The organism is Mycolicibacterium diernhoferi, from assembly GCF_019456655.1.
GTDB classification, from domain to species: domain Bacteria; phylum Actinomycetota; class Actinomycetes; order Mycobacteriales; family Mycobacteriaceae; genus Mycobacterium; species Mycobacterium diernhoferi.
In genome coordinates this window covers 480,824-494,881 of sequence record NZ_CP080332.1, presented here as the reverse complement: position 1 = coordinate 494,881, position 14,058 = coordinate 480,824, and the positions used below count along the sequence as shown (strand labels likewise).

Annotated in this window: 14 protein-coding genes; 10 read left to right on the top strand and 4 right to left on the bottom strand. The window is 67.8% G+C overall.

Features of this window, described 5'->3' with window-relative positions:
• The first annotated feature begins 1 nt into the window (after nucleotide 1).
• The 5 genes from K0O62_RS02275 (at nucleotide 2) to K0O62_RS02255 (ending at nucleotide 4,176) form a co-directional block, all read left to right on the top strand.
• The gene (locus tag K0O62_RS02275) at nucleotides 2-802 is read left to right on the top strand and encodes an alpha/beta fold hydrolase (RefSeq protein WP_073855494.1); all 801 of its coding nucleotides are present in this window, start codon (nucleotides 2-4) and stop codon (nucleotides 800-802) included.
• Complete coding sequence (locus K0O62_RS02270) at nucleotides 799-1,962, top strand: SpoIIE family protein phosphatase (RefSeq protein WP_073855493.1); 1,164 nt, start codon at nucleotides 799-801, stop codon at nucleotides 1,960-1,962. The genes K0O62_RS02275 and K0O62_RS02270 overlap by 4 nt, the downstream gene beginning before the upstream one ends.
• 46 nt (nucleotides 1,963-2,008) lie before the next feature.
• A complete protein-coding gene (locus K0O62_RS02265) occupies nucleotides 2,009-2,254 on the top strand; it encodes a hypothetical protein (protein WP_073855492.1) in 246 nt (81 codons plus the stop codon).
• Between the two features lie 6 nt (nucleotides 2,255-2,260).
• On the top strand, nucleotides 2,261-2,935 hold the full coding sequence (locus K0O62_RS02260) for an alpha/beta hydrolase family protein (RefSeq protein ID WP_073855491.1): 675 nt from the start codon (nucleotides 2,261-2,263) through the stop codon (nucleotides 2,933-2,935).
• A 230-nt stretch (nucleotides 2,936-3,165) separates the two neighbouring features.
• Nucleotides 3,166-4,176 (top strand): GGDEF domain-containing protein, encoded by a 1,011-nt coding sequence (locus K0O62_RS02255; protein ID WP_079244510.1) that lies wholly within the window; start codon nucleotides 3,166-3,168, stop codon nucleotides 4,174-4,176.
• Between the two features lie 7 nt (nucleotides 4,177-4,183).
• Here the strand turns inward: K0O62_RS02255 and K0O62_RS02250 are convergent, their stop codons facing one another.
• On the bottom strand, nucleotides 4,184-4,606 hold the full coding sequence (locus tag K0O62_RS02250; RefSeq protein WP_073855490.1) for a PPOX class F420-dependent oxidoreductase: 423 nt from the start codon (nucleotides 4,604-4,606) through the stop codon (nucleotides 4,184-4,186).
• A 30-nt stretch (nucleotides 4,607-4,636) separates the two neighbouring features.
• Nucleotides 4,637-5,590, bottom strand: coding sequence for a TIGR03557 family F420-dependent LLM class oxidoreductase (locus K0O62_RS02245; RefSeq protein WP_073855489.1), 954 nt, complete (start codon nucleotides 5,588-5,590; stop codon nucleotides 4,637-4,639).
• Between the two features lie 104 nt (nucleotides 5,591-5,694).
• Between K0O62_RS02245 and K0O62_RS02240 the strand changes: the two genes are divergently transcribed.
• Nucleotides 5,695-6,156, top strand: a complete 462-nt coding sequence (locus K0O62_RS02240) for a hypothetical protein (protein WP_073855488.1) — start codon at nucleotides 5,695-5,697, stop codon at nucleotides 6,154-6,156.
• On the opposite strand, the gene treS is transcribed toward K0O62_RS02240, so the two are convergent.
• Both treS and K0O62_RS02230 read right to left on the bottom strand, forming a co-directional pair.
• On the bottom strand, nucleotides 6,141-8,417 hold the full coding sequence (treS, locus tag K0O62_RS02235) for a maltose alpha-D-glucosyltransferase (RefSeq protein WP_073855487.1): 2,277 nt from the start codon (nucleotides 8,415-8,417) through the stop codon (nucleotides 6,141-6,143). The genes K0O62_RS02240 and treS overlap by 16 nt on opposite strands.
• 133 nt (nucleotides 8,418-8,550) lie before the next feature.
• Nucleotides 8,551-10,020, bottom strand: coding sequence for a DHA2 family efflux MFS transporter permease subunit (locus K0O62_RS02230; RefSeq protein WP_079244345.1), 1,470 nt, complete (start codon nucleotides 10,018-10,020; stop codon nucleotides 8,551-8,553).
• Nucleotides 10,021-10,283: 263 nt separating this feature from the next.
• Between K0O62_RS02230 and arr the strand changes: the two genes are divergently transcribed.
• From arr to K0O62_RS02210, 4 genes are all read left to right on the top strand, one after another.
• On the top strand, nucleotides 10,284-10,721 hold the full coding sequence (gene arr, locus K0O62_RS02225; RefSeq protein WP_165636958.1) for an NAD(+)--rifampin ADP-ribosyltransferase: 438 nt from the start codon (nucleotides 10,284-10,286) through the stop codon (nucleotides 10,719-10,721).
• Nucleotides 10,722-10,734: 13 nt separating this feature from the next.
• Nucleotides 10,735-11,451, top strand: a complete 717-nt coding sequence (locus K0O62_RS02220; RefSeq protein ID WP_079244346.1) for a 3-keto-5-aminohexanoate cleavage protein — start codon at nucleotides 10,735-10,737, stop codon at nucleotides 11,449-11,451.
• A gap of 57 nt (nucleotides 11,452-11,508) precedes the next feature.
• Complete coding sequence (locus tag K0O62_RS02215) at nucleotides 11,509-12,060, top strand: YaeQ family protein (RefSeq protein WP_079244347.1); 552 nt, start codon at nucleotides 11,509-11,511, stop codon at nucleotides 12,058-12,060.
• Between the two features lie 76 nt (nucleotides 12,061-12,136).
• Nucleotides 12,137-14,056, top strand: coding sequence for a flavin-containing monooxygenase (locus K0O62_RS02210; protein WP_073855486.1), 1,920 nt, complete (start codon nucleotides 12,137-12,139; stop codon nucleotides 14,054-14,056).
• Nucleotides 14,057-14,058: the final 2 nt, after the last annotated feature.

The window sequence follows — 14,058 nt, the reverse complement described above, 5'->3', positions numbered from 1 at the left end:
CGTGGGGGTCAGGACCAAGAACAACGTCAACGTGTCGGGCGCACCGGGGGCTCCGGTGTTGCTGCTGGTCCACGGCTTCGGTTGCGACCAGAACCTGTGGCGCCCCATCGTCGAGCGCTTGGCGTCCCGGTTCCGCATCGTCTTGATGGATCACGTCGGATCGGGCGCCGCGGACCCCGCCGCGTGGGACGCCGACAAGTACTCGACCCTGTCCGGCTACACCGCCGACGTCCTGGACATCGTGCGTGAACTCGACCTTCGTGACGTGATCTACGTCGGGCACTCGGTGGCGGCCATGATCGGCGCACTGGCGGCCATCTCCGAGCCGGACAGGTTCGCCAAGCTCGTCATGGTGACGCCGTCCCCGCGCTACATCGACGACGATGGGTACCGCGGCGGCTTCTCCGCGACCGATATCGAGGAGCTGCTGGAATCGATCGATTCGAACTATCTCGGTTGGTCGCATGCCATGGCGCCGGTCATCATGGGCAATCCGGACCGCCCCGACCTGCACGCCGAATTGGAGGCGACCTTCTGCCGCACGGACCCCGCCTGCGCCAAGGTGTTCGCCCGGGCGACGTTCCTGTCCGACAATCGGCACGACCTCGCCAAGGTGCCGGTGCCCACCCTGGTCCTCGAGTGCGCCGTCGACGCCATCGCACCGCGGACGGTCGGCGCCTACGTGCACAACCACATCCCCGACAGCCGGCTGATCACTCTGGACGCGATCGGTCACTGCCCGCACGTGAGCGATCCGGATGTCACCGCCGCAGCGATAGCGGCGTTCGCACTGTCGACATGACCGAACCGGATTACCAGGATTTCTGGCAGAACTCGCCCTCCGGTCATCTCCTTCTCACCGGAGAAGGCCGGATTCTGCGGGCCAACTCGACCATGATCCGATGGCTGGGGTATGCACCGGATGTGTTGCACGGCAAGCTGCTCGCCGAGTTGCTGACAACCGGCGGACGTATTCATTTCGAAACCCACTTCGCCCCGCTGCTGCGGATGACGGGATCGCTCGGCGGGGTCACCGTCGACATGCGTGCCGCCGACGGTTCACTGCTTCCGGTATTCCTGACCGCCAACGTCAAAGCGGTATCAGCGGCGTCCGGAGAGCTCTGGCGAATCACCGTGGTGGACGCCGCCGACCGCCGAGCCTACGAGCGCGAACTTCTCGGGGAACGCCGCCGTGCCGAACAGGAACGCGAGCGGGCCCGGTCGTTCGCCGACACGCTGCGCGTGTCGTTGCGTCCCCCCTTATTGTCCCCACCGCCGGGTTTGGAGGCTGCCGACCACTACCACACCGCCTCGGCCGACGATGTCGGCGGCGACTTCTACGATCTGTTTCCGCTCTCGGCGACCACCTGGGGATTCTTCCTCGGGGACGTCGCCGGCAAGGGTGTGGACGCCGCGGTGGTGACAAGTCTGACCCGCTACGTCCTGCGCTCGGCCGCGGTATCCGACGACGACCCGGTGCAGGTGCTGGACAACCTGAATACGGTGCTGCACCAACAGTTGAACATCGCACCCCATCGGATGTGCACCGTCATCTACGGGAACCTGACCCGCCGCGGCACCGGGTTCGACGTCAATTTCGCCAGCGCCGGCCACCTGCCCCCGATCCTGCTCACCGCGGACGGCGACGGATATTTCGCCGACACCATGGGCGGCCAGGCGGTCGGCATGATCGAACGACCGCATTTCTTCAGCAGCACCATCCACCTCGGCCCCGGCGACACCTTCGTCCTCTACACCGACGGATTGACCGAAGCCAAAGTAGGCGCGGGCCCCGACCGCTACGACGACGCCGGCGCACTGCTGCAGTTCGCCCGCCGCCACGCGAGGGCGTCGGCATCGGAGATCGTGGCGGCCATCCGGGACCTGCTCGGCCGATTGGGTAGCGGGGTGGAAGACGACGTCGCGGTACTCGCGTTCGGGGTGCCGTCATCGTGCCGGTGACCGGCAGCCAGGTTTACCGGCGGACAGATCTGGCTACCGACTGCAGATGTCTACAACCAGTCCCATCGACGCAGTGACGCCCGGCGATATCGTCGCCCTCGATCGTGGCGCCGGTGATATCGGCTACAAGGTGGTCCACAAGGACGCTGTCGGCGACGGTTTCCTGGTCACCTTCGAAGGTGACGACGGCGAGACCTTCCAGCTCCAGATGACGACCGGGCAGCCGGTACAGCGGTCTCTGGAGTCCAAGTGGGAGTCCGTCCAGAGCCCTACGCCGCACGCCGCCCCCTGAACTGCGATGCACACCGTCGAGTACGCGCCGGGACGCCACGCCGATCTGTTCGGTGAACCGTCGCGGCCGAGCGTGCTGCTCTGGCACGGCACCCAGACGGACTCCCGCGCCGCGGTGCGGGTGCTCGCCGAGGCGATCGCCGAGCACGGGATCGGCGTCATCGCCGCGGACTGGGATTCGCATGCCGCCGACGGCGGCCGCACCGACCTGCTGGACTCGGTGCGGTTCGCGCTGCAGAAGACGGCGGGCGCCGATCTGGTGGTCGTGGGCTGGTCACTCGGCGGGGTGGCCGCCGCCGGGCTGGCCTTGCGCGCCCAGGACCTGGATGTGCCTGTGGCACATACCGTCTGCCTGGGCGGGGCGTTCATGGCGAACGACCCCCTCTCGGGCGGACCGGTCCTCGACGGCATGTCGTACTCGGCGCCCCGCATCCCGTTCACCCTGCTGATCGGTGACGCCGACGACGTGGTGCCGGCGTCGGCGTCCACCGAGTTCGCCGCGGCCCTGCTGGAGGAAGGGTGGCCGGTCGAGGTCGTGGAACTGGCCGCCGACCACGGGTCGATCGCCGGCGCCCGGTATGACGCGGCCGCGGACCGGTACGAGGCCGATGACGATCCGGCGACGCTGGCCGTGGCCCGGGCCGTCGCGACGCATATCGCCGCGGTGGCTCAGAACGCGTAGCGGAGCCGACAGCTCGCCAACCTGGCGCAAGGTGCCGATGTCATGACGGTTCGACGGGGCGACCGGCGCCGGAATCCGGGGCCAAATCGTGCTGTCGGACCCGGCAATACGCTTGTAAGGTGAGGGCCACACCAGATTGCTGTATCGTTCCAATAGTTTGCCGGGGGGCTCCGATCAAAGAACCGAGCACGGCCGCTACCTGGCTGAATGCGCCCGACCAATTCGAATCTATGACCACCTTCCTGCGGCAGCGAGGCTTGCTGCGACCGGCGCAGCAGATCATGGCGCTGGTGGCCTCCTCCTCGGCACTGGTCCCGCTGTCCTACCTGGCCACCCAGCGCAACATGTCCGTCCAGGCGACGGTGGTGAGCGCGACAGCGGCGGCGTTCGCCCTCTCGATCACGGCGTTCTGGCTGACCCGCTGGCCCACCCGCAGACAGTCGCAGGCCATGGGGTTGGCCGGCTCCGCGTTCGTCGTCGGCTGGGGCGTCGTGCAACCCTCGGCCGGGGTGGCCGCCCTGGCATCTGCCGCACTGCTGGTCACCGGGGGATACTTCGCCTTCTTCCACAACCCCCGCGTCCTGCTGTTCAACATCGGACTCGCGGTGACCACCGCAGGCTTCGCCACCGCTCGATTGGCCGACGACACCGATGTGGCCACCGCCATCGCCGGGTTCTGGATCATCTGGTTCCTGAACCTGTCCATCCCGGTCGCGATACGCGGCATGTCGCAGGCCATGGACATGTACGCGACCCGCGCGGAGCGGGACGGGCTGACCGGATTGCTGAACCGCCGCAGCTTCTCGCACGCCCTGCAACGAATGCTGACCGAGCCGAACCGGTCCGCGGCCCAGTTGACGGTGATCCTGGCGGATATCGACGATTTCAAGCGCGTCAACGACACCTACGGTCACGCCGAGGGCGATCGCGTCATACGGGCCGTCGCCGATCTGCTCCGAGCGCACTGCCCGGCCCCGGCGGCGCTCTGCCGCGCCGGCGGGGAGGAGTTCCTCATCGCGCTGAGCACACCGGATCCCGCGCTGCAACTGGCGCAGACCCTGTGCGATGCGATCGCGGACATGCCCTACGGGGTGACCGCCAGCATCGGGGTTTCGCACGTCGATCTCGCGACATCGGGTCAACTGGACGGGGATGCCATGGTGGCGCACCTGTTCGCCGCCGCCGATACCGCGATGTACTCGGCCAAGCGCAGCGGCGGGAACACCGTGCGTCAGGCGTAGCCGCAGGTCAGTCCGCCAGATCGAAGGCGGCGATGACCTTCGTGGGCCGTATCCGCACGACCAGTTCGCCGGGCACCCCGTTGCGCCGGCCGAACTCCTCGGCACGTTCGGCGCCCATGTACCGTCCCCCGATCAGGGTCGCCGTGCGCAGCAGCTCGCCGGGGTCCTCGCTCGTCGTCACGGTGCCCTGCACCTGGACGAACGAGTAGGGCGGCCGCTGGTCGTCCACGCAGATCGCCACGCGTGGATCCCGTTTCAGCGCACGGCCTTTCGCGGACCGTCCGTCGGTGTTGAACACCAGGTCCTGGCCGTCCACGATGAACCACACCGGGGTGACCAGCGGCCGCCCGTCGGAGGCGACCACGGCCAGCTTTCCGGTGCGGGTGCCCTCGGACAGGAATGCGATGACCTCTTCGCTGAGTTCGCTCATGCTGCCAGCCTAGGACGCAGTCGTTGTGCGCTACCGCAATTGCGGCAACACATCACGCTGCCAGCCGGCGAAGAAGCCGTCCATGTCCGGGCCGATCTGACTGACGTAGACCTCGTCGACACCGGCGTCGAGGTACTGGCGGACCTGGGCCGCATGCCGGTCCGGATCGGATCCACAGGCCACGGAGTCGGCGATGTCCTGCTTGGGAACAAGGGCCTGTAGTGCCTCGAAATCCTTGGGCCGCGGCAGGATCTGGGCGGTTTGGCCGGGCAGCCCCTGGTTCCCCCAGATGCGGTGCGCGGTGTCGACCGCGGTGTCGGCGTCGGCATCCCAGCACACCTTGGTCCCGGCCTGCACCGGCTTGTCGGCACCGCCGCCGGACCGAAATGCCTGCACCAGCTCGGTCTCCGGCGTGACCAGCACGTAGCCGTCACCGATGCGGCCCGCCAGTTCAGCTGCCTGCGGCCCGAAACCGGACACGTAGATCGGCAGCGGCTGTTCGGGCCGGGTGTAGATGCGCGCCTCCTGCACCTCGTAGTGCTCGCCGTGGTGGCTGACCTCGTCACCGCGCATCAGCAGCCGAATGACATCGATGGCTTCTTCGAGCATTTCCAGCCGGACCCCGACCGAGGGCCACGGGTCGCCGAGGATGTGCTCGTTGAGCGCCTCCCCGCTGCCCACGCCGAGGACGAACCGGCCGTCCAGTTGCACCGCGGCCGTCGCCGCGGCCTGGGCGATGATCGCCGGGTGGATCCGCATGGTCGGGCAGGTCACTGCGGTCGACACCGGTAGCGAGGTGGCCTCCGACAGCGCCCCGATCACCCCCCAGACGAACGAACTCTGGCCCTGGGCGTCGTTCCATGGATGAAAGTGATCCGAGATCCACAGCGCGTCGAAACCCGCGCCCTCGGCGCGTTTGACCTGGTCGACGAGCTCCTTGGGAGTGAACTGCTCCGCAGACAGGAAGTATCCGATCTTTGCCATGGCCCAGGTCTACCCAGAACGGGTCGATCCACGCGTCCATCGGCGTGGGTTTCTCCGGCTGGGGCGCCGGGTAATCGACCGGCAACGAACGAGAGGCCATCGACATGGGTAACCGATCCGGAAGGCACGCACGCAGCACCGCGCACCGCACCACCCCGATCAACACCGTAATCAGCCTCACGATCTCCTTCGCGATCGCCTTCGCCGCCGTCGTCTCCGCGCTCATCGTCCAGCTGGCCGACGCACCCGCCGCGCCATCGCCGGCGGACCCCGCCCCGGTGGCGGTGCAGCCGCTGCCGCAGCAGGGCCGCCTGATCGCGGTGTCACCGGATTCGCTGACCGCGCAGACACCCGACGGCGCACTGCACACCTACGCCGTGGATGCACAAACTCATGGGATCACCGCCGAAGGCAGCCGGATCGGATCGACCGCGGAGGCCTTCGCGGTGAACGACGAGGTCGCCATCGTCGCCGTGTTGCGCGGCGGGAAGCATGTCGCCATGACCATCGCGCACCGCGACGTGGCCGCGCTCAACGGGCCACCGATGGATTACGCGCTGCCCTGATCCTCGTCCGCGACGGGCCGTTGCACCAGCAGGGACATCCCGTGGTGGGCCGGTAGCTCGGCCGGAAAGCTGTGCAGATCGTCCACGTGCGCAATCACCTTGCCGCTGAACATGTCCGAGACGACCGCGTCGGGTGGCAGGAACTCCGAGCGCACGGTGCCGGCGATCTCGGTGTTGGCAAAGTTGAGCACCGTGAGCTGCAGCTGGTGCGGATCGGCCAACTGGTGGACCATGACCAGCATGGCCCGATGCGACACCTCCGGAATGTCCACCTGGGTGCTGGTCGCGATGCCGAAGTGGGTGCGCACCGCGAGGATGGCCTGCAGCTGGCGCAGGAAGCTGGTCTCGTCGGCCAGCTGCTCCGGTATTGAACCGTAAAGGCTTCTGCCCCGGGGCATTCCGGCACTCGAATGGGTAGCTTTGGGATTGACGCCCATCAGGTCATGCGCGGCGCGGTGGATCCACCGGGTGTCCCCGCCGCGGAGCAGCTCGCGGACGTCCTCGGGCGGCAGAGTGAGCATGCCGCACAGATCCCAGCCCGACAGCGCGAACACCCCCGGTTGCAGCGCGTTGAACATGGCCATCAGCAGGTGCGCGCGACGGATCTGATCCAGCGACACCGCGTCGTCGATCTGGTCCAGGTCGGTGATACCCAGCGTCGCGGCGATCACCGTCGCGGTGGTGCAGGCGATGCCGTTGGTGGTGAACACCCGGTTGTATGGTGCGCGCGGACCGGTCAGCGCCTCGATCAGGTCGGTGCGGACACTGTGCCCGAGTTCCTCGCCGGTGACCTCGTGGCCCTTGTAGGTGTAGATGTCGTCGCGGTGCCCGGCCGACCAGTGCACCAGTTCGTAGGTCAACTCGTCGTGGTTCTGCAGGGCGTGCACCAGCGAGGCCGGGTCGACATCGGTCTCCAGCGTGGTGCGCAGGGTGAGCCGGAGGAATTCGGTGTCCTCGGTGGCCAGCGCATGGTGATAGGCGGGCCGGTTGATGAAGTCGTATGACAGGTCCGGGCCGGCGACGCTGTTGTCCCGGATGTCGTCGATGGTGAGGTTGAGTTCCTGGAAGGTGAAGCCGCCCAGTTTGCGCACCATGCTGCCGATGAACTGGTTGGCCGCCTGCGACAGCGGGTGCCCCTCGGACCAGCCGACGTCGTCCTCGGTGGACTTCTCGGCACCGAGGAAACCGTTGGCGTCCAACCGCAGACCACCGGTGCCCAGATCCGACAACGAGTGCAGGGCATCACCGATGACCAGTCGCATGCCGGCGAAACTGGGGTCGAGCCAGTTGATCGAGGGCTGCCCGTCCTTGAAGTAGTGCAGGTACACCCAGCGCCGTTCGACACCGTCGACGCCGACGGTGGGGCGGGTGACACTCCAGTTGGTCTCCTTGATGCCCTCGGCGTAGAAGATGACGCGCTGTAACCGGCCGATGATGTAGCCGGCCTTGGCCAGCCAATCCTCGGTCGCGGCATCGATGTTCACCGAATCCGCGCCGTCGGGAACGACCGGCAGATGCTGCCAGTCGAGCGGATCGATCTCCACCATGTGGTAGATGCCGGGGTAATCCGCGTACTTCATCTCGGCCAGCCGGAAGTCTGCGCCCTTACCGGTGTGGCCGGGCACGATGTCGTCGATGATGGTGCCGCCGTACCAGTTGGCGGTGCCGCACATCTGCCGGAACTCGTCCTCGGACCCGAAGGCCGGGTCGATCTGGGTGCTGATCCGGTCGAAGTGCCCGTCGACGCTGGGCGTCAGCTGCCAGCCCGAGATACCGCCGGCGCGTTTCACCGGGCCGGTGTGCACGGCCTGAATGCCGATCTCGGAGAAGGCTTTCCACAACGTCTCGTCGGCCATCGCCTTGAGGAAGGACTCCTCGGGCCGAGTGATCAGCGACAGCGGGTAGGCGGTGAACCACACCGACGCCGTGTCCACGGCTGAACGGGGGTGCGGCCGGGCGAAGGGGTTCTGCCACATCGAGCCCTGACCGGAGAACTGCTGGCTGATCTCGTTGGCATCCGAGAGCATCGACTGGGACAGCAGCCAGGAGACATAAGCAGGGTTCGCGCCGGTGGGTGGTCCGTCCTGGGCCAGCGACCGCCGCACGAACGGGGCGCGCACCCGGGGCCGGAAGCGCAGGGATTTCGGGCGGGCGGGGTGCAGATGCTCATCGAAGGTGATCTCGGCAGGCTCGTTGGCCTGGTCTTCGTGGTTCGGGGTCGAAGCGCCGGGCTCTGGCGACTCAGCCGCGTGTGACGACATCTGACTCCTCCCTGACCTCGTGCAGCCGACGCCCCGCCGCCGGTGGTATTGCCGCTATCGCCGCGACGGAAACGTCGGCGCCCTCTCCTGCCGGATCGGCACCGTTCGTCCGGTCGGCACGGTGATTTTCAGCCTACGGGAGTCGCGTCTGGTGCACCGGTGCGCCGCCGGCCGGGCTGGGTTGCGAGGCGGTGAAGAAGCTGGTGATCACCGCGACCGCGCCGATCCCCGCCGCCACCACGAACGCGGCGTGCACTCCGGCCATGTCCGGGGCCCCGCCCGACATCGACGCCTTGGCCATGACGGTCACGAACAGGGCAGTGCCGGCGGCGCCGCCCACTTGTTGCAGGGTCGTCATGATGGCGCTGCCGTGTGAGTACAGCCGGTCCGGTAGCGCACCGAGCGCGTCGGTCATCAAGGGCGTGAACATCATTGCCAGGCCGACCATCATGACCGTCTGCACCACGACGAGCTCCCAGACCGGCGTGCTCGCCGACAGCAGCGCGAAGCCGCACAGCGCCACAAACAGCAGGATCGATCCGGGTACGACGAGCACCCGAGCGCCGTGCCGGTCATACACCCGCCCGACCGGCGGACCGGCCAGACCCATCAGCAGGCCACCCGGCAGACTGGTCAGCCCGGCGACCAGCGCGCTGTGGCCCAGCACGTCCTGCACGTAGAGCGGCACCATGATGATGGCGCCGAACAACCCCATGAAGCCGATGACCACCAACGCCACCGACACCGAGAACCGCCGGTAGGTGAACGGCCGAAGGTCCAGGAAGGCCCGCTCGACCCGCTGGAGCTGCAGCTGCCGCGCGCCGAAGGCGACCAGCGCGACCGCCCCGGCCGTCAACGGAATCCACGCCGGGACGCCCTGTCCCCCGTGCCCGGCCAGTTCCGAGAGCCCGAACACCAGTCCCGCGAACGCGATCGCCGACAGCGGCACCGAGATGGCGTCGATGGTTGCCGGCTGTTCCCGTTCCTCGTCGACCCGCAGCCGCAGCCACCCGGCGGCCAGGCCGAGCAGTGCGATGGGCAGCACGATCCAGAACATCCACCGCCAGTTCAGCGAGCCGAGGATGAATCCGGACAGGGTGGGTCCGACGGCCGGCGCCACGGCGATGACGATCGAGATGGTGCCCATCGTCTGGCCGCGCCGTTCGGCAGGGATCAGCTTCATCACCGTCGTCATCAGCAGCGGCACCATGACCGCGGTGCCGCAGGCCTGCACGATCCGCCCGCCGAGCAGCACTGCGAAGCCGGGCGCCAGTGCGGAGATCAGGGTGCCGGCACAGAATGCGGACATCGACGTCAGGAACACGGCGCGCACCGAGAACCGCTGCAGCAGCGACCCCGACATCGGGATCACCACGGCCATGGTCAGCAGGAAGCCACTGGTCAGCCATTGTGCGGTGCGGGCGGTGATGTCCAGGTCGGAGATCAGCACCGGCAGCGCGACGCTCATGATCGTCTCGTTGAGGATCATGACGAAGGCGGAGAAGACCAGCAGCGCGATGATGACACCCGCGGACGGCGGGGCCGTGGGCGTTCTGCCCTGCAACGGCTCCTCTGTTGCTCGGGTAATCGGCCCGGTACTCATGCACACTCCCTGACTTTGCGGCACCTGATCAGTGCGGCGTTCCAGAGTAGACGCGGCGTCGCGGGTCGGCGAATTCATTTCCTGCCGGCGTGATGTGGGACTCAATTCACCAGCGGTGCAGGCCGTTTCGGCGGGCCCGTCAGGGGGTGCTGTCGAGGCCATGTCCGGCTCCCACTCTCACTATATGGCCAGGGAGTGGGCTTGCCGCAAGCCCCGGGCGGCGGTGTAGCGTCGCCGACCACCTACAACGCACGGGGGTGCTGATGGCAGACATGGCCGATACGCCGGAACGTTTCGTCGTCCACGAGTCGGGGGCGTACCTGCACGGGACGAAGGCCGACCTTTCGGTGGGCGATCTGCTGGTGCCGGGCCGGCTGTCGAACTACCAGCAGGGCCGCATTTCCAACCACGTCTACATGACCAAGGTGCTCGACGGTGCGGTGCTCGCCGCCGAGCTGGCCGTCGGGCCGGGGCGCGAGCGGGTGTACATCGTGGAACCGCAGGGACCGGTGGAGGACGACCCGAACGTCACGGACAAGAAGTTCCCGGGCAATCCCACGCACTCCTACCGCAGTGCGGGACCGGTGCGGGTCGTCGGAGAGATCACCGACTGGACGGGGCACTCCCCCGAGTACCTGGAGAAGTTCCGGGCCGGGCTGGAGGAGTTGCGACGCAAGGGGCTCGACGTCATCTACGACTGAGGGAGAAGAAGCCATGATGCTTCAGGTCTGTCCCAACGGACCGCACCGACCCGGCGGCCACCCGCACGTGCCGGTCACCGTCGACGACATCGTCGACGCTGTGACGGCCGCCGTGGCGGCAGGCGCGCAAGAGGTGCACGTGCACCCCAAGGCGCCCGATGGAACCGACAGCCTGCGACCCGGGCATGTCGACCCGGTCGTACAGGCCTTGCGCGGCAGGCACCCCGACCTGCCCATCGGGGTCACCACCGGAGCGTGGGCGGTGCAGGACCCCGCGGATCGCCTGGAGCAGGTCGGCGGGTGGACGAGCCGCCCCGCCTACGCCTCGGTGAACTGGCACGAGGAGGGCGCCGACGAACTCGCGGACCTGCTGCTGGACATGGGGATCGGTGTCGAGGCCGGGCTCTGGTTCGTCGGCGCGGCCGAGGCGTTCGGGCGGTATCCGCGCGCGGGCGAGTGCACCCGGATCCTGATCGAGGGCACCCGCCAGGACATCGGGCAGGCCGTGGCCGAGGTGAAGGCGATCGCCTCGGTGGTCGCGGGGCTGGGGCTGCCCGTCCTCTGCCACGGCGAGGGCGCTGCCACGTGGCCGCTGTTTCGTCTCGCGGTGGATGCGGGGTTCGATTCCCGGATCGGATTGGAGGACACGTTCGAGCTGCCCGATGGGCGGATGGCAGCGTCGAATGCGGACCTGGTGCGGGCCGCGGTGGAGTTGATGGCTCAGGACTGATGTCGATGTGAAGCGGCCTGCCTGCTCGGGGACCACCACCAGGGTGGACACTAGGACGTGGCCCTTTCTGCAACAGTGTTCAAAGTCGAACTTGGCGTCTCCGATGTCGATCACGGCTACTACGCCGATCACACGCTGACCGTGGCCCGCCATCCCAGTGAGACCGATGAGCGGATGGTGGTGCGGTTGTTGGCGTTTGGGTTGCGCGCACACCGGCTCAGCGACGTCGACGGTGAGTTGGCGTTCGGAGCGGGCCTGTCCACCCCTGGCGTACCGGACTTGCGGCTCGCCGACTACACGGGCCGGATCCTGGAGTGGATCAACGTCGGCCAGCCCGATGAGCGCGCCTTGGGCAAGGCGGCCGGCCAAGCCGACCAGGTGCTGCTGTTCCCGTTCGCCGCCGGCGTGGCCACCTGGTGGCGCACCGTCGGCCCCAAGGTAGCCGGGCTGCCGAACCTGTCGGTGGTGCAGATCCCGCACGCAGCGGTGCAGCAGCTGGCCCAGACCGTCGACCGCCGGGTCTCGGCGCAGGTGATGGTGATGGAAGGTCAGGTGACGATGACCGTGGGCTCGGTCGACGTCACCTTCACGCCCGAGCCATTGAAGTGAACGTCTGAGCCAGCGGTCGGTGACCCGGCAACACCACCCTTGCCCCTTAACGCTACGCGCAGTAGCGTAACTGCCCGTGACGCGGAGCTTCCACGCCGGACAACCGTTCGACACCGCCGATGCCGACATCGCCGCCGCCCTCGAGCAGGTCAGCATCCCCACCCTGCTGCTGTCGCTCGTCCACATCACCGGCGACCCGCGCTTCATCCGGGATTACAAGCAGGCCGGACTGTTTCTCAACGAGGTGCAGGGCTTCATGTCCGAGGAGGACAAGGCCCGGGCCCGCGCCGAAGCGCTGCCGATCATCGCCGGCTACCGCGATGCGGGTTGCCCGGTCCCCGCACCGCTACCCGACGACCTGGTCCAGGAAATGCTGGACTGGGCGGCCTGTGAGCCTGTCGGCGCCGACAATCTGCCGCTGGTGTTGGAGGAACTCGACCTGCGCGGCGCCGACCCGCGTCGCCCCCGCCCGATCCCCGACGCCGGAGACTTCCATGTCATCGTGATCGGCTGCGGGGAATCCGGGGTGCTGGCCGGGATCCGGCTCAAGCAGGCCGGCATCGGCTTCACCATCCTGGAGAAGAACAGCGGACCCGGCGGAACCTGGTGGGAGAACAGCTATCCCGGCGCCCGGGTGGACATCGCCAACCATTTCTACTGCTACAGCTTCGAACCCAGCAACCACTGGGAACACTTCTTCGCCGAGCAGCCCGAACTTCGCCGGTACTTCGCCGATGTGGTCGACCGCCACGACCTGCGCCCGCACATCCGCTTCGACACCGAGGTCGGCTCGCTGGCCTGGGATGAGGACGCATCGATCTGGCGGGTCGACACCGGCACCGAGGTGCTGACCGCGCACGCCGTCATCACCGCCGTCGGCCAACTCAACCGCCCGCACCTTCCCGAGTTCCCCGGCGCGGACACCTTCACCGGGCCGGCCTTCCATTCCGCGGCCTGGGATCACGGTGTCGACGTCACCGGCAAGCGGGTCGCCCTGATCGGCGCCGGCGCCAGCGGTTTTCAGATCGCGCCGGCCATCGCCGATAAAGTCCAGAGCCTCACGGTGTTCCAGCGCACCGCGCAGTGGATGTTCCCCAACCCGATGTACCACGAACCGGTCGCCGACGGGGTCCGCTGGGCCATGGACCATCTCCCCTACTACGGACGCTGGTACCGCTTTCTGTTGATGTGGCCCGGCGCCGACAAGGGTCTGGACGCCGCGCTCGTCGACCCCGAGTACGCCGGCCAGGCCGGCACCGATCCAAACTATGCGGTGTCCGAGATGAACGCGATCGCGCGGATCATGTTCACCGACTGGATCACCACCCAGGTCGGCGATGATCCCGAGCTGCTGGCCAAGGTGCTGCCGGACTATCCGGCCACCGGGAAACGCACCCTGCAGGACAACGGCAGCTGGCTGGCCACCCTCAAACGCGACAATGTGGATCTGGTCCGCACCCCGATCGACCGCCTCACCCCCGGCGGCGTCGTCACGGCCGACGGCGCCACCTACGATGCCGATATCCTGGTGTACGCCACCGGTTTCCGGGCCACCGAGGTGCTGCTCCCGATGCGGATCACCGGGCGCGACGGACTCGATCTGCACCAAGTCTGGGGCAGCCGGCCGTACGCCTACCGCAGCATCACCGTGCCCGGCTTCCCCAACCTGTTCATGACCTACGGCCCGGGTGCGCACCTGGCCCACGGCGGCAGCCTGATCCTGAACTCCGAACTGCAGATGCGCTACATCGACCAGTGCCTGGAACGGTTGATCACCAGGAGGCTGCGTAGCATCGAGCCGCTGCCCGAGCCGACCGCCCAATGGCACCGGCGATCCCAGGAGGAGATCCGCAAGACGGTCTGGGCCCACCCGTCGATCGAGCACTCGTATTTCAAGAACGCCGACGGCGAGATCCACACCGTCAGCCCGTGGCGGCTGAGCACCTACCACGCCGCCGTCCACGAACCCGTCTGGTCGGACTTCCGGGAGGAATGAGC

Coding starts and splice junctions, on each gene's coding strand:
- K0O62_RS02270 (WP_073855493.1), top strand. CDS start 799: ATGACCGAACCGGATTACCAGGATTTCTGGCAGAACTCGCCCTCCGGT.
- K0O62_RS02265 (WP_073855492.1), top strand. CDS start 2,009: ATGTCTACAACCAGTCCCATCGACGCAGTGACGCCCGGCGATATCGTC.
- K0O62_RS02260 (WP_073855491.1), top strand. CDS start 2,261: ATGCACACCGTCGAGTACGCGCCGGGACGCCACGCCGATCTGTTCGGT.
- K0O62_RS02255 (WP_079244510.1), top strand. CDS start 3,166: ATGACCACCTTCCTGCGGCAGCGAGGCTTGCTGCGACCGGCGCAGCAG.
- K0O62_RS02250 (WP_073855490.1), bottom strand. CDS start 4,606: ATGAGCGAACTCAGCGAAGAGGTCATCGCATTCCTGTCCGAGGGCACC.
- K0O62_RS02245 (WP_073855489.1), bottom strand. CDS start 5,590: ATGGCAAAGATCGGATACTTCCTGTCTGCGGAGCAGTTCACTCCCAAG.
- K0O62_RS02240 (WP_073855488.1), top strand. CDS start 5,695: ATGGGTAACCGATCCGGAAGGCACGCACGCAGCACCGCGCACCGCACC.
- treS (WP_073855487.1), bottom strand. CDS start 8,417: ATGTCGTCACACGCGGCTGAGTCGCCAGAGCCCGGCGCTTCGACCCCG.
- K0O62_RS02230 (WP_079244345.1), bottom strand. CDS start 10,020: ATGAGTACCGGGCCGATTACCCGAGCAACAGAGGAGCCGTTGCAGGGC.
- arr (WP_165636958.1), top strand. CDS start 10,284: ATGGCAGACATGGCCGATACGCCGGAACGTTTCGTCGTCCACGAGTCG.
- K0O62_RS02220 (WP_079244346.1), top strand. CDS start 10,735: ATGATGCTTCAGGTCTGTCCCAACGGACCGCACCGACCCGGCGGCCAC.